Raw genomic sequence first — 17,776 nt, 5'->3', positions numbered from 1 at the left:
CGTCTGTACTTGCGTATCGCTGCCGACCGAGGGTGAGGGGAGAGGCGATGACCGGTCTAGACAAGCTGCCGCGAGAGGACGGGTTTTATGCCAGGCGCCGGCATTATTTTCTTGGCGCTCCTTTCGACTGCATTGTTCCGAATGCAGTCGTTAATCTTGTGAGTGACTGCGGGCCGGGTTCGCGATTTCGCTATATCGTCACGCCGAATGTCGACCACGTAGTAAGATTGAATGAAAACGCGGTGCTCGCCGAATACTACGATCGCGCCTGGTTATCCCTTTGCGACAGCCAGCCGATCGCACGGTTGGCGAGAGCCTTGTCTCTAGACTTGCCTCTCGTAACTGGTTCCGACCTGACCGCGACCCTTTTCAAGTCCGTCATCAACAACGGGGATAGCATTACGCTGATCGCAGCGAATGATCGAATTGTCCGCAATCTGGAACTCGCCTATCCAAGCGTACGCTTTCGAGCTTTCGTACCGCCGCAGGCGGTATGGACCAACGCCGCAGCCTTGCAGTCCTGTGTAGACTTTGCCACACGTGAGCGAGCTCGCTTCATTTTTATAGCAATTGGTTCGCCGCAGTCGGAAAAGATTGCGCACGAACTCTTGACGCATCCGGACGCTCGGGGAGTCGGGTTCTGCGTCGGCGCTGCTTTGGAATTTCTTACCGGAATGAAGAAACGGGCCCCCGCCTGGATGCGCCGGTCCGGATTGGAATGGTTGCATCGGATCGCATCGGATCCGCGAAGGCTGTGGCGCCGCTATGTTTTTGCAGTCGTGCCATTTGGGCGCATCGTCCTGGGAGAAATAGCAAGAAGACGCCGCCTTGCGCACGAAAGATGAAGCCCCCACACAGGACCGTTTGCGTTTTAAAATCACTTCGGCAAGCGGCCTTTGTAGGGAACCAACCTCTTCGCCTCGCGACTAGGCGGTCAATGCCCCGCGCAAGGCAGCCCGGTGTCTTCGGCGCAGTGGTACGCGCATGCTCTCGCCGGTAATAACACCGAGACGAAAAAGCATCGTGGACAAGTAGCCATGACGCTGACGGTAGTAGCGGATGCGGTTAGACGCCATCATGGCGCATAGCATGAGGTTATCCTCAGTTTTGCCGCCGATATGGATTGCTCGCGCGCCTGTATCATAGACAATGGAAAGGCCGCACCGGCGTACTCTTTCCTGGTAATCGACTTCCTCGCTGTAAAGAAAGAAGGACTCGTCCCAATCACCAACCGCTTGCCGCGCCCGTGCAGCAATGGCCAGGATCGCGCCAACCGCCCATTCGACCGTGCCGCCTTGATCGTACAAGGACGGATCTGCGACGACCTCGCTGAGGCCGAACCAGGCGGCGAGTTTCGATCCAACGAGCGCATCCGACCAAACGGTTACAAGGGACGGCTCGCGCCTGAGCGAGCGACTGACGCTGCCGTCCTCATCAAGGACCTGAGGGACTGCGACCCCGACCCGCGAGTCACGCAGCCGATCATTCAGTATTCGTGCCGCACCAGGATAAAGACGAATGTCGGGATTAAGGACCAGGATATTCCTGTCAGGTTCAATTGTTGCGACCGCGGCATTGATCCCTGCGGCATAGCCGGCGTTTCGTCCGTTCCTAATGACGCGGGCGCCGATCGGATGAGCAAGCGCGATGTCGACGGATCGATCCCTCGAATCGTTGTCGATGATGACCACTTCGTAGTGTTCAACACCCTCGAGACCCGCAGGCAACGAATCCAGCAACCCTGGCAGGACAGACGAGCTGTTGTAGGTCACAATCACCACGGCGAGTGGTCGCGCTGGTTCCGTGGCGTCCGCCAGTCGCTTATGCTGTTCAATCTGTCTCGGCAACGTGACCATGTCTCCCCCTCAGTCAGTTTTCGTAGGAAAATTCGGCGCCAAGCCTCGATCAGCTTCGTCCGGTCAGCAGCTGCTTTCACTGCCATATCGGCACTTGTTCAACACCACACCAAGGACATTGGTTTTTTCGGAAAGGTTATGCTCGCAGGTGTCAACCTCGCGCAGCGTGCTGTGTTCGGCGGCCGCGACTAGAACTGCGCAATCAACATTCGGCAAGAATGCCAGCACGTCATCGTTGGGTTGCATTGGCGGCAGATCGAACAGGATGATGTCTGGGCTCATCCTCTGTCGCATTTCCCGCAACACACGTGTTGTGTCCCGGCTCTGCAGCAGCTCCGCTGGCAAGGCAACAGATTGGCTATTGGCTCCAATTGCCAAATTGTCACCGTAACGCCGAAAAACATCGCGGATCTCGCTCTGCCCCTTCAGGTATAGTTCCATTGAGGGCAAGTCATCCATGCCGAGGACGTTGCCGATACCCGGTTGCCTCAGATCCAGGTCGACGAGCACGGTGCGGCAATCCTGTTGGTTTGCGAGAGCGAATGCCAGGTTGGCCGCAACGAAGGTCTTGCCGCAAGAAGGAGTCGGAGACGTAATGGCAACGGAGGCCCAGTTGTTCTCCCGCATGGTTTGCAGCAGCCTTGTGCGCATCATGCCGAACGCCGCCTGTGCCAGGTCGGAGCCGGTTATGGTGACGATGCGATTATTGGCGAGCACTTCGGAATCCATATGCAACGGCAAAAGGCCGGCCCAAAGCAAGTCACCTCCAGTCCGGGGACCTGGAACAATTGTCTGATCCGTTAGCCGCTCGCCCGCGCGCAAGGGCGTCGGCTCTTGCAGCGGTATTTGGGATTTCTCCATATTGACTTCCTGCATCTTCATGAGAATGCCTAGGGGAGGTTTCACAGGGGTCATGTTAGCTCACCAACTCGCTGTCAGTCTTGAGAAAAGCGCCTGAAATGCAGGCCCAAGCGGCCGGAAATAATAGTGAATGACCATCAGGGAGATGGGGATGGCGCTGCTGAACAGTAGCACGGCTAGACCCCGACTTTTGTTTGCAGCAACGACGTCGCTCGGCGCAAGGATGTGCGGAATAGTGGCTAGCGGCTGGTATTCAAGCATTTGAGCCAGCTCGGACGGTCGACGGATCGTCCGGTTCAGCAGCTCAAGCAGCACTATTAAGCCAAGACCTAATCCAACGCCTGCGACTGCGCCGATGGCGACAATCAGCCGGCGCTGCGGGCTTACCGCGGATTCGGGCGGTATTGCGGGCTCGAGCAGCGAGAAGCGTCCGCCATCCGAACGCATCTCGATTTGCTCGCCGATCAACGCCTCTGCCCGCCGCGCAATCGCTGCGTTATATTGCGTCTGCAGATTTAACTGGTTCCGCTCCAAGGAATTGAGCACCGTCTCGCTTTCCGGTGTCAGTGTAATGGAGCGGGTGAGCTCGGCGATGTTCCGCGTAATCGCCGATTTTTCGCGCGCTATGAGCTGAAGCCGTTCATCAATATCCGACAATTGAACGTCAAGTGCGGAAATGTTCCTCTTGTCCTTCGTGCCGTCTGCTTTCGCTGGGTCTGTCACCTTCAAGCCATCTTCCAGCGACGCAATTCGGGTCCGCAGAGCCACGATGTTGGGGCTCGAGGGTGAAAAGGTGGTCAATTGTTCCGCCAAGGCGCGGTTCATGTCCATCAGAGTTTGCTGCTCCGGCGTTAAGGGATCGGCACTCGCAATCTGACCGGTCGCGGCATAGGTGGCGACGAGATTGCCACGCCTGGAGCGCAGATCGGCCTCCTCATGCTCCAGCGACACCAGCCTTTCCTGCTGGCTGATTTGGCGCGTGCGGCGAAAATCAAGGCTGTCTGGCAACGTATCCTTGTTCTCGTTCTTGAACTTGAGAATGTCGGCTTCAAGCCGGTTTAAATCCGCGCCGAGCCTCATGACTTCCTGGTTGAAAAACCGGTACGTGTCTCCAGCGCGATCAGTGCGTTGACGCTGGTTGCGGCGCAGGATCATTCCCACGAGCTCATTGGCCACCTTTGCCGCCAGCACCGGTTCGTTCGCCTTGAACGACACGCTGAATACGGTCGCTCCCGGGCCACCCTGCGGCGCGTCCCACAGAACCTGTTCGAACGATATGCGGGAGCGCATATCCTTGGCGATATCCTCTCCGGAGAGCATTGCCCTTTCGTTGCCGTAGATCCCGAGCTTGTCCGCCAATTCAACAAGACCGTCGCGTGTCGTGATTTGCTGCTGAGTGATCTTCAACTGTTCAAAGACGTTTGTGGGAACGGTCGAACGAGCGAGTTCGGATGGAATCTGCGGGGATTCCACCAGGATTCTGCCGGTGGAGACGTAGGCCCGCGGGAGGGCGAGGGCAAAGGCGACGGCGATTGCCACCGCCAAGACGACGAATGCCGTGAGGTAAGGCAATCTTCGCTTCAGGATCCAAAAATAGAAACGTAGATCCAACTCGCCCACAACAATACCGCCCCACTTGAATGCCCCACCGGCGATGTGCCGGATGGTTATCTTCGGGCGATTGCGAATGACATGATAGATCATCGATGGTAGGTGCCCGGAGCGCATATTCGCCGGTCGTTAGTTCTTTGGGTGAATCTCCTATCCACCCGTCGTACTCCTAACGCGTCCCTCAGAGAGGTCCGCGCGACGAGATGCTACGGAGCGCCGTTTGAGCCAATATCTTCGTGTGCGGGAACTCGATCGTGCTATCCGTCGTGAAACAGGTTTCCCTGCTTATGGCGGCATTGCTGAGGTGCCATCATGACGGTTAACCACGAAGCCCTTTGGCGCAGCTCCCGCTGCGCCAAAGGGCTGATCGTCTTTGCCGGATGGGTGGAGAAGTGCGCTAAGACCTCCAATCCGTGAGGCTGCGAACACCAGGCCGAACGGAGGGAGCAGGATGATCTGAGGAGCCGGTTGGCGCGGGCGATTGCACGCGCGCCTAGCCTGGCAAGCGAATGCCCGCTTTACGACGCTCGTTATGTTGCACCTGACGAACTGTGCCCGTCCATCGAGCAATCCGGAGCATCAGATCGTGACCAGTGCTGAATTTCCTTTACAGCCACCGGGATAGGTTAAAGCGGGAATGCGCTTGCGATGTGATTGAAGACGTCGTCGGCTGACGGATCAGCACGGTACCCTGTTCGTTCCCGCGCCTGTGAGACTATCGGGAAAGAGATCGTTGATCTTGAAGACGACCTCCGTTCTGTTCGTCGCCTTGACCTTTTTCATGATGTTGCGAACATGCACCTTAACGGTGCTTTCCCGTAAATTGAGCTCATAGGCGATGATCTTGTTTGCCTTTCCGCGGCGAAGCGCCTCGACGACTTCCGCTTGGCGATCGGTGAATATCCCCGCCAAAGGGCGCGCCGTCGAATTGCCTGACTCGAGCAAGTGACGCATTGCAAATAGGGCGCTCGCAGGCACAAAAACCCCTCCTGCCACTGACAGCGCGATCAGCTCCATGCAGACGCTAATGCTGACCGACGTCGGTATATAACCTTTGGCACCATACTCGAGCGCCCTGACGATCTGGGCGTAGTCGTCGCTATCAGCCAATACGATGATTGGTATCGATCCGAACTCCGAGGAAAGACTCCTGATTTCCTCCGAGACGGCAGGCTCGTCGATCTTTTTGCCCCCGACGTTCAAGAGAATTGCTGAAAGCGGAGGGTACTCGTCGCGTTTTTGCTCCCACTCCTCAATTGACCCGAATGCCAGGATAAGTAGATCAGCCTTGTGGGCCGCCATGCATTGCGCAAGGCATTGCCGGTCAAGTGCACGGTTGTCGAGAATTACTAGCGAATGCTTGGGCCTTGACCCTTCCACGAGCGTCCGGGTCAGTGCAGTCGAGCCGTGCTCAATTTTCAGGGGAGGAGCTACATTTTCCTGCCTGTGGTTTAAATTTGGTACAATCGCTGAACTCACAGCCTCATCCTCCCCCACATAGTTTCCCTACGCCCCAACTAAGGTCGAACATTCAACTCCTCTGCAGATACGGGAGTTTAGAATGTGCTAAAGTACAAACCAATTACCATAGTTCACCGGATGATACACTAATTAATATAGGTTAAATTCGTACATGAGCTCGCCAATACGATGTAAATAGAAGATATTTCTGTATGAAGACTGTTATTCTACTAAGCCATTCGCGGTAGGGTTGATAAAGATACTACGCAGCTAAGGCGCAAGCGCTAAAATCCGTGGAAACAATACCCGTCCCAGCCGCCAGGTCTGGAGCGAGCGCCGGACAAAAGCCACCATCAAGTTTGGATAGGGGCCACGAGTTTTGGCGTATACCGCCATCCAACCTTTGTAAGTATGTACGCCTTTAGGTGAATAAGCTTCAACGTTTTGCTTCTTTACTCAATTCGCGAAAACAATTCTTCTGGTGAAAGAAAGAAATATTTGCTCTGTCGAAATGAAACTTGGGCGGATCATGCGACTGCCGAGTTTTGTTGAGAAGCAGGGCCTGTTGGGAGCAGGGGTCTAGGCGGGATGATTGCATCAAACGTCAAGCTGGATGATGGCACCGTCATCCACCATCCAGATCTCGTGAACCTTTACGGCTGCGCGGTCGGTGCGGGAACGCGCATCGGCACTTTCGTGGAGATTCAGAAAAACGTCCTGATCGGAAAGAACTGCAAGATTTCCAGCCATTCCTTCCTCTGTGAGGGCGTGACGCTGGAAGACGGCGTTTTCATAGGTCACGGGGTCATGTTTACGAACGACACATACCCGCGCGCCGTCAACTCCGATGGCAGTCTGCAGACGGAGGCCGACTGGATTGTCATCCCGACCCTGGTCAAGCGCCATGCATCGATCGGCAGCAACGCCACCATTCTGCCTGGCGTGACCATCGGAGCGGCTGCGCAAGTCGGCGCAGGGGCGGTTGTAACAAAAGATGTGCCTGATGGCGCCATTGTCGCTGGCGTTCCGGCCAGGATGATCGGCCGCGTTAATGACAAGCCAGTTGACATGCACTCGTCGGGGGGAATGCGATGATCGGCATTGCTGTTGTCGGGTATGGGTATTGGGGACCGAATCTGGTTCGTAACATCTCGGAAACCGCCCGCGCTCACCTCGTTTGTGTCTGCGATCTCAATAGCGAGCGACTGGCGGCCGTTCAAAGCCGCTATCCCGCGATTAAAACCACCGACGATTTCGAGGAGGTCTTGCGCGACCCGCGAGTGGATGCCATCGCCATCGCGACGCCGGTTTCGAGCCATTTCAAGCTTGCCATGAAGGCATTGATGGCCGGAAAGCATGTCTTCGTCGAAAAGCCGATGGCCGCGACAGCGGAGGAAGCCTCGCGGATGGTCGACGAAGCAGCGCGCCGCCGCCTCGTGCTGGCCGTGGACCATACGTTCGTCCACACAGGAGCCGTTCGCAAGATGTGCGAACTCGTCGAAAGCGGCCTGGGCGACATGTATTACTACGACTCGGTTCGGGTCAATCTCGGGCTGTTCCAGCACGATGTCAGCGTCATTTGGGACCTCGCCGTCCACGACCTGTCCATCTTGGACTATGTCCTGCCGGAGAAACCGGTGGCCGTTTCGGCGATCGGGATGAGCCATGTGACCGGCGAGCCTGAGAACATTGCGTATCTGACGCTTTTCTTTGAGAGCAAGCTCATTGCGCACATCCACGTCAATTGGCTGGCGCCGGTCAAGGTACGCCGTACGCTGATTGGCGGTAGTAACAAGATGATCGTTTATGACGATCTAGAGCCCAGCGAAAAGATCAAGGTCTACGACAAGGGCATCACGATGAACTGCAATTCTCACACATACGGCGAGAAGGTCCATCAGATGCTGGTGGGTTATCGCAGTGGCGACATGTACGCGCCCAGGCTTGATATGACCGAGGCATTGAAAATCGAACTCGAGCAGTTCATCGATTGCATCGAGCAAAATGCGCGGCCGATCACCGACGGCCATGCCGGGCTGCGCGTCGTTCGCATCCTCGAAGCTGCAAGCCGATCGCTCGCGCAGCGCGGTCGTATCGTCGAGCTCGAAGAGGCGAGGCTCATCGCATGATCCCATTCCTCGACCTCAAAGCACAATATGCGTCAATCAAGGACGAGATCGATGCTGCGGTGCTCCGCGTGCTTGCCTCCGGGCAATACATACTGGGCGACGAGGTCGCCCGTCTCGAGGAGGAATTCGCAAACTACTGCGACGTCAGACATGCGATCGCCGTCAACACCGGAACGAGTGCCTTGCATCTGGCCCTTCTTGCGGCGGGCGTTGGCCCCGGCGATGAGGTGATCACTGTGCCATTCACGTTCGTCGCAACTGTGTCGGCGATTTGCTACACAGGCGCACGACCCGTGTTCGTCGATGTCGAACCCGTCACCCTGACAATGGATCCGGCCCAGGTCGAGGCAAAGATAACTCCCCGTACCAAGGGCATTGTTCCTGTCCACCTCTACGGCCAGATGGCCGAGATGGATGCGATCAAGGGGATAGCCGACTGCTACCGGGTGCCCGTCATCGAAGACGCCTGCCAAGCCCACGGGGCGGAATATAAAGACCGACGTGCCGGCAGCGTCGGCGTATCCGGCTGCTTCAGCTTCTACCCAGGCAAAAATCTCGGCGCCTGCGGCGAGGGAGGCATGATCATTACGAACAGCGACGATCAGGCCCAGACGATGCGGATGCTGCGCGACTGGGGGCAGGAACGGCGCTATCACCATCTGCTCAAAGGCTTTAACTACCGCATGGACGCCATTCAAGGCGCGATCCTGCGTATCAAGCTCCGGCATCTTGAAGCCTGGACCGAGGCGCGTCGCGCCCATGCCCGCCGCTATTCGTTGCTGCTTGCCGGATCGCCGCATTTAAAGACGCCTGTTGAGGTGGCCGATCGCCGTCACGTCTATCATGTCTATGCCGTAAGAAGCCGCGATCGCGATGGACTTCAACGGGCACTCACCGCGGAAGGCATTCAGTCCGGCCTGCACTATCCCATCCCGGTTCATCTACAGAAGGCTCATGCCGACCTCGGTTACGAAATCGGTGATTTTCCGATATCAGAAGCCGCGGCACGTGAAGTTCTCTCGCTCCCGATCTATCCCGAGATGACTGCGCGGCAGGTTGAAGAAGTGGTCGCCGCAATGGAGTATGCCTATGTCGGTTAACCGCGCAGGCGAGGCTCGACGGGTGCAGGCGGTCCACGGCCGCAATGAAAGGCCGGCGGATCCCGCCTACCAGGCCGTGTTGGTCGACGAACTCAGGCAATCATACGGGCGCGCTGGCCTGATCGAACTCTACGGCCGCTTCGCGACAGGGGAAGGGTTCGTCGACGCCCTGATGCGGAAGGCCATCTGGCAAAGTCTCGCGAGACGCTGCGGTACGGCTTTGCAGGTCGCAAGTGGTGCCGGCTTCAAGCATCCGGAAACGTTCGAAATCGGCAACGGGGTGTTCATCGGCGCTCAAGCCTATATCCAGGGACGCTATGATGGCCGATGTGTGATCGGCGACAATGTCTGGATCGGCCCGATGGCGTATTTCGACGCTCGCGATCTGGTGATCGAGGAGTTTGTAGGGTGGGGGCCCGGCGCCAAGGTGCTTGGCTCAACCCACACCGCCATGCCGGTGGATGAGCCAATCATTCGCACGGATCTCGAAATCAAGCCGGTGCATGTTGGCGCATGGGCCGACATTGGCACGAATGCGACAATTCTTCCCGGCGTGCACATCGGGAAGGGGGCGATCGTTGGAGCAGGAGCCGTCGTGGTCTCCGACGTCGAGCCATTCGCAGTGGTGGCGGGTGTGCCAGCGAAGTTCATGCGTTGGCGCACGGACGCCGATCCGATGCTGGATATGTCGCGCGGGGGAGATCATGAGAAATAAACGGGTGCTCATTACCGGTGGAGCCGGTTTGATCGGTTCGCATATTGCTGATCTCGTCGCATTGGAAAAACCCCGCGAGATTCTCATCCTCGACAACTTCGTGCGCGGACGCCTGGACAATCTCAGCACGGCGATAAGCGCCGGTCCTCTCAAGATCATCGACGGAGATATCAGAGACAGAGCGCTATTGGCGAAGGCCTTCGAGGGCGTCGATATTGTCTTTCATCAGGCGGCCATTCGAATTACCCAGTGTGCCGAAGAGCCACGGCTGGCCTTCGATGTTCTGGCGGAAGGCACGTTCAATGTTCTTGAAGCCGCCGTTAAGGCAGGCGTGTCGAAGGTGATCGCTGCCTCCTCTGCCTCCGTGCTGGGGCTTGCCGACAGCTTCCCCACGAGCGAAGAGCATCACCCCTACAATAACCGGACGATCTACGGTGCGGCGAAAGTGTTCAATGAAGGACTGTTGCGCAGCTTTGCCGAGATGTACGGGCTTCGCTATGTCGCGCTTCGCTATTTTAACGTCTACGGTCCGCGAATGGACGTGCACGGCGCCTATACAGAGGTGCTGATCCGCTGGATGGAGCGGCTCGCGGCCGGAATGCCGCCGATCATCTATGGCGACGGCAGTCAGACCATGGACTTCGTGCATGTCCGCGACATAGCCCGGGCAAACGTCTTGGCCGCGACGTGCGATGTCACGGACGAGGTGTTCAATGTCGCCAGCGGCAAGGAAACAAGCCTCCTGGAACTCGCGCAGATTTTGAGCGGGATCATGGGATCCTCACTCGAACCTCAACATCACCCGGCACGGACCGTGAATGGCGTGACCCGTCGTCTCGCCGACACAAGCAAAGCCGAACGGCTTCTGGGATTCAAGGCCGATATCCCGATAGAGGAAGGACTGCGTGATCTTGTGGCGTGGTGGCGGCTGGAATCGGCTGCAGCCGGAGGCGAAGCTGCATGAGCCCGTCGCTGCCTGCAATTCCGGTCGCCAAGCCTGTTCTCGGAGAGGAGGAGGCAGAGGCGGTACGCCGCGTCATCCTGTCAGGATGGGTGACGCAGGGACCGGAAGTCGCGGCTTTCGAGAACGAATTTGCAGCCTTTGTTGGTGCCGCGCACGCCTGCGCCGTTTCCAACTGCACGACCGCGCTTCATCTGGCTCTAAAGGCAGTCGGTATCTGCCCGGGCGATGAAGTCATCACGGTTAGCCATTCGTTCATCGCGACGGCGAACGCCGTCAGATATTGCGATGCGGTCCCGGTCTTCATCGACATCGAAGCGGACGGCTACAACATCGACCCCAGCCTGATTGAAACCGCAATCACGCCCCGCACGAAGGCAATCCTTTGCGTGCATCAGCTCGGCATGCCTTGTGATCTTCGCCGCATTGTGGAGATCGGAAAGCGCCACTCGATACCGGTTATCGAGGACGCGGCCTGTGCGACGGGAAGCGAAATCCTTTGGGAAGACTGCTGGGAAAAGATTGGCAAACCGCACGCCGACATTGCGTGCTTCTCCTTCCACCCCCGCAAGGTTGTCACGACCGGTGATGGCGGCATGTTGACCACGGCCAATCCCGAATATGATCGAAAATTCCGGCTGTGGCGTCAGCATGGCATGAGCGTCACCGATACCGTCCGCCACGGCTCGAAACAGGTGATCTTCGAGGACTATGATGAACTGGGCTACAACTACCGCATGACCGACCTGCAGGCCGCCGTCGGACGGGAGCAACTTCGACGGCTGCCAGAACTGATCAAGCGGCGGCGGCAGCTTGCAGAGCGGTACAGCGAGCGCCTGCCCACGATCGCGGGGCTAGCGCCACCGGTCGAGCCCAGTTGGGCTCGCAGCAATTGGCAGAGCTTTTGTGTGAGATTGCCGAGCACGGCCGATCAACGGGCAGTCATGCAAGTGCTGCTCGATCAGGGTATCTCGACCCGGCGCGGTGTGATGAACATTCATCTTGAGAAAGCCTATTCCGGCCAGGGCTTCCATCGCGCCGCCACAAGCCTGATGCGAAGCGTGTCAGCGCAGCAGCGAACGATCATCCTGCCGCTGTTTGTCCAGATGACGGAGGTCGACATGGCTTGGGTGGTTGATGCACTTCACGGGTGCTTTGCTGAAGCCGCTAACGCCGAAGCAGTCTGATTGCATGAGCGAAATGTTGCGGTTGGGCGATGCAGTATATACGAGGCAGGGCGGCGCTGAAGCGCGTTGCCTATCACGCCGATTTCGCGATCCATGCCCTGATGACCGCGGGCATTGACTCGGGCGGCAGCAGTTTGACCAACATGCGCAGCGAATAGAGTGTGCTCAGAGCGACCGCGACCGAGCCAATCGCCGTCGCCGGCCATAGCGGCAGGGCCCAAAAGGCGCAGAATACCAATCCCGATGCCGGCAGGAAAAGCAGCGCGTGCCTAAGATTGGCAGTCGACCAGCGGAAGCCGGTCAGCCGGTGCACGATGACGTAAATCAGGATGCCATGCCAGACATAGAGGCCAAAAAACGCCATGCCGGCTCCCAGCGCACCGAACTTCGATACGAAGAGCCAAGCCAAGCCCACATGCACCAGCGTGGCCGCTACCTCCGTCCAGAAGAAAATAGTCTGTGCGCTCTTCGCCAACACGATGAAACCCATCGGCCATGCGACAATCCTGAGCATCATTCCAAGGCAGATCCAGCGCAGAAGATCCACGGCACCGTGAAACTCCGCGGAATAGAACAAGCTCATCATGAGCGGCGCGAGGGTCAGCGTGGCGAGCAGGCCTGGGCCGGCCAGCAATATGCTAACCTCCGCCTGCTCATTGACCAGCCGGTTGCACTCGGCGTCGTTGCCTGCAGTTGCGGTCAAGCGCGGATAGAAGTCTGTACCCATCGCCTGCAATATGAAGCCGGCGTAGAGACCGCCAAGCGCCCAGGCCGCTTGATACAATCCCGCCGCGACAATGCCTCCTTCCTGCAGCACAATGATGCGGATCGCATAGGCCGAGCCGAAGGTCAGTAGTCCGCTTGCCATAAAGACGACGCCGAGCCTGAGCAGAGCTGTCGCCTCCCGGCCAAACTGGCGAGCCGACATTCGTGATGAGTGCGTGGATATCTGTCTGCTGTACCACCAGGTCGGAAGAATTGAGACGACCGCTATCGCCACGAGAGAAGGTGCGATCGCCTGCGCTCCGAACAGGTAGATCAGGGGGATGCTGACCACCGTGCCAAAAAATCCTGCGAGCACGTTGATGCGGGCAAGATTTGCGATGCCCCGCAAGCCTTGGATCAAAGCAATCTGCCCGGCAGACACCACTCGGAAAAATACGGCCAGGGAGAGCAGCACGATGCCGCTGGCGTGTTGATAGTCGCCGAAAGTGAAATTCGAGACCGGAAACGCGACAGCCGCGAGAAAGAGCGCACCTAACAGTCCGAGCACCACCGATATGCGCCTGAGCGCTGTCGCCGACTGCGCGACCCTCTCTGCGTCCCCGGTGCCCGCGGCCTCGGCGATCTGGCGCACCCCGCTACCGCTCACTCCCAGACCAGCTATCGCTTGCGCGATGTCGACTATCGACCCGTAAAGGCCGATAAGCCCCACGCCCTCCGGTCCAAGCAGAACCGCCAGGGCTTTGTTGCGAACGATGCTCAAGGCGACGTTCACGAGCGAGGAGCCGCCCATCAGCATCGTCGACTTCAGGATCTGGGTATAAGTCTGACCACTGGGCGGGATGATGCGCAAAGTCATCAGATTACCCCTAGCCGTTTATCCTGTGGGGCACGGTCTCCGGCGCGCTATCCCAGCCCTGTTCCTCAACACAGCTCCGGAGATAGGCGGCGTATGCTGTCTTGCCGAGGCGGTAAGCGCGTTTCAAAACCTGGTCAGGCCCAAGCCAACCCATACTAAGGGCGATTTCTTCCGGACAAGCGATCTGGATGCCCTGACGGCGTTCAACCGTCCGCACGAAGGAAGATGCGTCGTGCAAGCTGTCATAGGTGCCGGTGTCCAGCCAGGCATAACCACGCCCGAGTTGGCATACATGCAGTTCATCGCGTGCAAGATAGGCGTTGTTGACAGCCGTGATCTCAAGCTCGCCGCGTTCGGACGGCTTGATCGAAGCGGCGATGTTGACGACGTCATTGTCGTAGAAATAGAGACCCGTCACTGCCCAGTTCGACTTGGGCCTTGCGGGCTTTTCTTCAATGCTCGTCGCTTTGCCTGTGACCCGGTCGAAGCTGACGACGCCATATCGCTCAGGATCATCGACGTGGTAGGCGAATACGGTGGCTCCATGTTGGCGAGCGACCGCCTGCCGGCAGAGGTCGGGCAACCCATGACCGAAGAAGAGATTGTCGCCCAGGATCATCGCAACGCTGCCGCTGCCGACGAATTCGCGGCCGATGATGAATGCCTCGGCTAGACCATTGGGCTGAGGCTGTTCGGCGTAGCAGAGATTGATGCCGAAATCCGAGCCATCGCCAAGAAGCTCCTGGAAGCACGGCAGGTCGCGGGGCGTCGAGATGATCAGGATGTCGCGGATCTCCGCAAGCATCAACACGCTCAAGGGATAGTAGAGCATCGGCTTGTCGTAAACAGGCAGTATCTGCTTGGAAACCGCGATCGTCAGAGGATAAAGGCGTGTGCCGCTTCCCCCCGCCAGTATTATTCCCTTCATGTCGCTTCCACCTTGATCTTGCTTCCGCCGACTGCGCCCGCGCCCGGCACGAAGCTTGCTGACCACACATGCTCTTCGCGGTTCACTGGCTTGCCTGATTGGGATGTGTCCCCTCCTCGATAGGCACGCCGGGAGCGGCCTGAGACGATCCGTCCGAAATGCGGGGTTGGACGACTCTCACGACATCACCAGGCAGGAGCGATGTCGTCTCTGAGGCAGGGAACTGATTGATTTGTCCCTTATCCCGCCGGCTCACGGTAAAGGTAAGCAGCGGTTCCTCACCACGGGTTCTCGATCCGTCGCCGGTCGAGAGTTCGTCGAGGAGCAGCTTCTGCGTCATTTCGCGCTTCAATTTAAGCTGATCAATATTTGCTTGTTCCGACTGCAATTCGGAAGCAAGTTCGCTCCGCCGCCCGTCATAAAGTCCCTCGAGATTGCGCGTTGTCTCACTGATTGCCTGACGGCCCCGCATGATGGCCGTGACGAGGTCGAGCCGGTCGGAGCGGTAAGTCGTGAGCAATCGTTCCAGGTCCAATTGGCGCGACGCCACCGTGAGGCCTCGCTCGACTAGAGTTTTGACGCTGGTCAGCTGTTCCTCGGCGGATTTGAGATTGTCATCCGAGCCCTTGAGCTTCTCCTCCAGCGTATCGATTTCCGTATTCAAGAGATCGCGCAGCTCGGTGAGCGCCTTTGACTGTCTGTCCTGCGCATTCGCGCGAGCCTGAAAAATGACCCTTTCCTGGTTGTAGATTCCGGTAGCGAGTTGCTGATCGGCGCCGAGCGGCTGCTCGAAAGTTATTTCCTTCGCCCCAGCCATCTCCGCCTGGAGCCGCGCTACTTTGGCGGCGCTACGTAGGAGCGAGTGATCGATGTCTCGCAATTCGCCTGCGAGCCTGACCGTCTGCGATTGCTGCTGACTTGCCGTGCGGATCGGCCCTCCACTCATTGCCAGGGATTGCAGGACGGTAAGTCCCGACCGAAACTTGTATTCCCCAGGCGAGGTTACGTCTCCGACGACATAAATTGGCGGGTATTCGAGAATTTCGATAGTGACCGCGGGCGCTTGGACCAACCCGATCTTTTCCTGCAGGCGCTTGGCAATCTCGCTTGTGAGGCCGGCGTTATCCAGATTGCCGACGGAAAGCGAGCCAAGAAGGGGCAAAAAGACTGCGCCTTCATCCGAGACCGTGTAGTCGCCGCCCAGCGCATCCCATCGTTCATATTGGCCCTTGGCCGGCATCCATTGGACAATCGTCAGACGGATTTTCGTTTGCGGAGCAAAGGGACTGCCATCGGCGAGAACCGGCGAGACAGCTCCGGCAAGAAAGACGAATGCACTGATGACAAACGTCGCGTGAAAGAACACGTAAGGGACGCGGTGCGATAACTTCATGTACATGTCCAGCCTGCAAAGCGTCCTTAAACGGACGCCGGTCCAATGCCTTCGACGCTGCGCGAACGCCGGACGCCAAATCCGAAGCCGCAACGCTAGTGTGCAGTCTGGCGAAGCCTTGAGGAAGGTGGAGGTAGTTTGCTTCGCCTCATCAATATTGATGAGGTAGGCAGGGTGCTTCAGCCAAAATCGAGCGGAAACACATGTCTCGGCGCTGCTCGGAGGCATTGCGCGGGAAATCCGGAGGTCATGCGCGCAAGAAAAGGCGCGCTAGCCGCGAAGGACCGTTTCCAGATCCCTCGCGGCAGAGTCTTTATGCTCGGACGGTCGATCTTGCCGGCACGATGACGTTAACCACAACAGCAACGGCAACGTTCGCAGCAAGTGCAAGCAGGCCTGTATAGACGGTGAAGGGCTCACCGCCGAGACTGAGGGCATGCAGCGGCTTCCAGCCGGCATCCCAGACGAGGAAGGTGCCGCCGAACAAGCCGACGAACCAGCCGGCAAGGAGGCTCGGTGCACGGAACCAGTTGGTGTACAGGCCGGAAACCAGAGCCGGAAGCGTCTGCAAGATCCAGATGCCGCCAAGCAATTGCAGGTCGAGCGCGAACTGCGTCGGCAGGAATAGGATGACGAGCAGGGCGCCGATCTTCACGATGAGCGACGTGACCTTCGCGACCTTGGCTTCGCCGGCGTCACTGACATCCGGATTGACATAGGCCTTCCAGAAATTGCGCGTGAAGAGGTTGGCGGCGCCGATGCTCATCACGGCAGCCGGAACGAGCGCGCCGATTGCGATTGCTGCGAAGGCAAAGCCCGCAAACCAGCTCGAAAACAGCGTTTTGAAAAGCGCTGGAACGACGTCATTTGGGCTTTCGAGCTGTAGGTTCGCGGCATGACCCATGTAACCAAGCAACGCCAGCAGGCCGAGGAGCAGCGTATAAGCTGGCAGCAGGACCGCATTCTTGCGGATCGTGTTGCCGCTGTTGGACGCGAAGATGCCGGTCAGCGTGTGCGGGTACATGAAGGCGGCGAGCGCCGAACCCAGGGCCAGCGTTGCGTAGGCAACGTATTGATTGCCGGCAAGCAGCAGGCTGCCCGAGCCTTTCGCCTGGAAGGCGGCATCGGCCGAGGCGAAGACATTGGCATAGCCGCCGAGCTTCGAGGGAATGAGCGCGACAGCCGCAATCACCACGATATAGATCATGATGTCCTTGACGAAGGCGATGAGCGCCGGAGCGCGCAGCCCTGCGGAATAGGTATAGAGCGCCAGCACGATGAAGGCGATTGCCAGCGGCAGTTCGCCGTGCAGCCCGAGCGCCTTCAGGACCGCTGTCATGCCGACAAGCTGGAGGGCGATGTAGGGCATGGTGGCGATGACGCCGGTTGCCGCCACGGCGAGTTCGAGACCCCGCGAGCCGTATTGGCCATGCACGACATCACCAGCCGTCACATAACCGAAGTCCTTGGCCCGTTTCCAGAGAACAGGCATCACCATGAAGACAAAGGGATAGACAATGATGGTGTATGGCAGAGCGAAGAAGCCATAGGCGCCGACGGTATAAACCAGCGCCGGAACGGCGATGACCGTATAGGCGGTATAGAAATCGCCGCCGACCAGGAACCAGGTGATCCAGGTGCCGAAGCTGCGGCCGCCCAGGCCCCACTCATCGATATGGGCGAGCGTTTCGGGCTTGCGCCAGCGGCTTGCGACGAAACCCATGACGGTGACGAGCGCGAAGAAAAAGATGAAGACGGCAAGCGCCGTGCCGTTGATCTCAGTCGTCATGGTGCGTGCTCCGATAGGCGATCCAGGTCAGGAAAGCGGTAATCGGCACCCAGGCGAGCTGGTACCAATAGAAGAAGGGGAAGCCGAAAAGAGACGGCTCGAGAACATTGTAAAAGGGCGGCCAAAGCAGGCCTATATAGGGGATGACGAGCAGCCAGAGCGCTGCCTTGTTATGTCGTTTTTCCATGTCGGGATACCTTTCA

The 17,776-nt window shown here is 58.2% G+C and carries 16 protein-coding genes; 7 read left to right on the top strand and 9 right to left on the bottom strand.

Annotated features, from left to right (window positions below; all coding sequences use genetic code 11):
• Window positions 1-47: 47 nt before the first annotated feature.
• Window positions 48-845 (top strand): WecB/TagA/CpsF family glycosyltransferase, encoded by a 798-nt coding sequence (locus ACPYOJ_RS06200; RefSeq protein ID WP_481415466.1) that lies wholly within the window; start codon window positions 48-50, stop codon window positions 843-845.
• An 81-nt stretch (window positions 846-926) separates the two neighbouring features.
• On the opposite strand, the gene ACPYOJ_RS06195 is transcribed toward ACPYOJ_RS06200, so the two are convergent.
• The 4 genes from ACPYOJ_RS06195 to ACPYOJ_RS06180 all read right to left on the bottom strand — a co-directional run bounded on the left by ACPYOJ_RS06195 (window position 927) and on the right by ACPYOJ_RS06180 (window position 5,807).
• Window positions 927-1,847 (bottom strand): glycosyltransferase family 2 protein, encoded by a 921-nt coding sequence (locus ACPYOJ_RS06195; RefSeq protein ID WP_481415465.1) that lies wholly within the window; start codon window positions 1,845-1,847, stop codon window positions 927-929.
• Between the two features lie 72 nt (window positions 1,848-1,919).
• Window positions 1,920-2,738 (bottom strand): CpsD/CapB family tyrosine-protein kinase, encoded by an 819-nt coding sequence (locus ACPYOJ_RS06190; protein ID WP_481415464.1) that lies wholly within the window; start codon window positions 2,736-2,738, stop codon window positions 1,920-1,922.
• A gap of 39 nt (window positions 2,739-2,777) precedes the next feature.
• Window positions 2,778-3,893, bottom strand: a complete 1,116-nt coding sequence (locus ACPYOJ_RS06185) for a GumC domain-containing protein (protein ID WP_481415463.1) — start codon at window positions 3,891-3,893, stop codon at window positions 2,778-2,780.
• A gap of 1,113 nt (window positions 3,894-5,006) precedes the next feature.
• A complete protein-coding gene (locus ACPYOJ_RS06180) occupies window positions 5,007-5,807 on the bottom strand; it encodes a LuxR C-terminal-related transcriptional regulator (RefSeq protein WP_481415462.1) in 801 nt (266 codons plus the stop codon).
• Between the two features lie 570 nt (window positions 5,808-6,377).
• Between ACPYOJ_RS06180 and ACPYOJ_RS06175 the strand changes: the two genes are divergently transcribed.
• Genes ACPYOJ_RS06175 through ACPYOJ_RS06150 form a run of 6 tightly spaced genes read left to right on the top strand, consistent with a single transcriptional unit; the run spans window position 6,378 to window position 11,881 of the window.
• Window positions 6,378-6,884 carry an acyltransferase gene (locus ACPYOJ_RS06175; RefSeq protein WP_481415461.1) on the top strand — a complete coding sequence of 169 codons (507 nt, stop codon included), beginning with the start codon at window positions 6,378-6,380 and terminating at the stop codon, window positions 6,882-6,884.
• Window positions 6,881-7,918 (top strand): Gfo/Idh/MocA family protein, encoded by a 1,038-nt coding sequence (locus ACPYOJ_RS06170; RefSeq protein ID WP_481415460.1) that lies wholly within the window; start codon window positions 6,881-6,883, stop codon window positions 7,916-7,918. Before ACPYOJ_RS06175 ends, ACPYOJ_RS06170 begins: the two co-directional genes overlap by 4 nt.
• Window positions 7,915-9,018 carry a DegT/DnrJ/EryC1/StrS family aminotransferase gene (locus ACPYOJ_RS06165; RefSeq protein ID WP_481415459.1) on the top strand — a complete coding sequence of 368 codons (1,104 nt, stop codon included), beginning with the start codon at window positions 7,915-7,917 and terminating at the stop codon, window positions 9,016-9,018. The genes ACPYOJ_RS06170 and ACPYOJ_RS06165 overlap by 4 nt, the downstream gene beginning before the upstream one ends.
• Window positions 9,008-9,733, top strand: a complete 726-nt coding sequence (locus ACPYOJ_RS06160) for an acyltransferase (RefSeq protein WP_481415458.1) — start codon at window positions 9,008-9,010, stop codon at window positions 9,731-9,733. The genes ACPYOJ_RS06165 and ACPYOJ_RS06160 overlap by 11 nt, the downstream gene beginning before the upstream one ends.
• Window positions 9,723-10,697: an NAD-dependent epimerase/dehydratase family protein gene (locus ACPYOJ_RS06155; protein ID WP_481415457.1), complete on the top strand. Its 975-nt coding sequence runs from the start codon at window positions 9,723-9,725 to the stop codon at window positions 10,695-10,697. Before ACPYOJ_RS06160 ends, ACPYOJ_RS06155 begins: the two co-directional genes overlap by 11 nt.
• Window positions 10,694-11,881, top strand: coding sequence for a DegT/DnrJ/EryC1/StrS family aminotransferase (locus ACPYOJ_RS06150; RefSeq protein WP_481415456.1), 1,188 nt, complete (start codon window positions 10,694-10,696; stop codon window positions 11,879-11,881). Before ACPYOJ_RS06155 ends, ACPYOJ_RS06150 begins: the two co-directional genes overlap by 4 nt.
• A gap of 73 nt (window positions 11,882-11,954) precedes the next feature.
• Here the strand turns inward: ACPYOJ_RS06150 and ACPYOJ_RS06145 are convergent, their stop codons facing one another.
• From ACPYOJ_RS06145 to ACPYOJ_RS06125, 5 genes are all read right to left on the bottom strand, one after another.
• Window positions 11,955-13,463, bottom strand: a complete 1,509-nt coding sequence (locus ACPYOJ_RS06145; RefSeq protein ID WP_481415455.1) for an O-antigen translocase — start codon at window positions 13,461-13,463, stop codon at window positions 11,955-11,957.
• Window positions 13,464-13,473: 10 nt separating this feature from the next.
• Window positions 13,474-14,391: a glucose-1-phosphate thymidylyltransferase RfbA gene (gene rfbA / locus ACPYOJ_RS06140; protein ID WP_481415454.1), complete on the bottom strand. Its 918-nt coding sequence runs from the start codon at window positions 14,389-14,391 to the stop codon at window positions 13,474-13,476.
• A gap of 82 nt (window positions 14,392-14,473) precedes the next feature.
• Window positions 14,474-15,784: a polysaccharide biosynthesis/export family protein gene (locus ACPYOJ_RS06135; RefSeq protein WP_481415453.1), complete on the bottom strand. Its 1,311-nt coding sequence runs from the start codon at window positions 15,782-15,784 to the stop codon at window positions 14,474-14,476.
• Between the two features lie 313 nt (window positions 15,785-16,097).
• Window positions 16,098-17,573 (bottom strand): monocarboxylate uptake permease MctP, encoded by a 1,476-nt coding sequence (gene mctP, locus ACPYOJ_RS06130; RefSeq protein ID WP_481415452.1) that lies wholly within the window; start codon window positions 17,571-17,573, stop codon window positions 16,098-16,100.
• The gene (locus ACPYOJ_RS06125; protein WP_481415451.1) at window positions 17,563-17,760 is read right to left on the bottom strand and encodes a DUF3311 domain-containing protein; all 198 of its coding nucleotides are present in this window, start codon (window positions 17,758-17,760) and stop codon (window positions 17,563-17,565) included. Before ACPYOJ_RS06125 ends, mctP begins: the two co-directional genes overlap by 11 nt.
• Window positions 17,761-17,776 lie beyond the last annotated feature (16 nt).

The organism is Rhizobium sp. SVR5-9E (genome assembly GCF_056755095.1).
This window is presented reverse-complemented; position numbering and strand designations above follow the sequence as displayed.

Coding starts and splice junctions, on each gene's coding strand:
- ACPYOJ_RS06135 (WP_481415453.1), bottom strand. CDS start 15,784: ATGAAGTTATCGCACCGCGTCCCTTACGTGTTCTTTCACGCGACGTTT.
- mctP (WP_481415452.1), bottom strand. CDS start 17,573: ATGACGACTGAGATCAACGGCACGGCGCTTGCCGTCTTCATCTTTTTC.
- ACPYOJ_RS06145 (WP_481415455.1), bottom strand. CDS start 13,463: ATGACTTTGCGCATCATCCCGCCCAGTGGTCAGACTTATACCCAGATC.
- ACPYOJ_RS06165 (WP_481415459.1), top strand. CDS start 7,915: ATGATCCCATTCCTCGACCTCAAAGCACAATATGCGTCAATCAAGGAC.
- ACPYOJ_RS06200 (WP_481415466.1), top strand. CDS start 48: ATGACCGGTCTAGACAAGCTGCCGCGAGAGGACGGGTTTTATGCCAGG.
- rfbA (WP_481415454.1), bottom strand. CDS start 14,391: ATGAAGGGAATAATACTGGCGGGGGGAAGCGGCACACGCCTTTATCCT.
- ACPYOJ_RS06175 (WP_481415461.1), top strand. CDS start 6,378: ATGATTGCATCAAACGTCAAGCTGGATGATGGCACCGTCATCCACCAT.
- ACPYOJ_RS06170 (WP_481415460.1), top strand. CDS start 6,881: ATGATCGGCATTGCTGTTGTCGGGTATGGGTATTGGGGACCGAATCTG.
- ACPYOJ_RS06150 (WP_481415456.1), top strand. CDS start 10,694: ATGAGCCCGTCGCTGCCTGCAATTCCGGTCGCCAAGCCTGTTCTCGGA.
- ACPYOJ_RS06160 (WP_481415458.1), top strand. CDS start 9,008: ATGTCGGTTAACCGCGCAGGCGAGGCTCGACGGGTGCAGGCGGTCCAC.
- ACPYOJ_RS06190 (WP_481415464.1), bottom strand. CDS start 2,738: ATGAAGATGCAGGAAGTCAATATGGAGAAATCCCAAATACCGCTGCAA.
- ACPYOJ_RS06155 (WP_481415457.1), top strand. CDS start 9,723: ATGAGAAATAAACGGGTGCTCATTACCGGTGGAGCCGGTTTGATCGGT.
- ACPYOJ_RS06125 (WP_481415451.1), bottom strand. CDS start 17,760: ATGGAAAAACGACATAACAAGGCAGCGCTCTGGCTGCTCGTCATCCCC.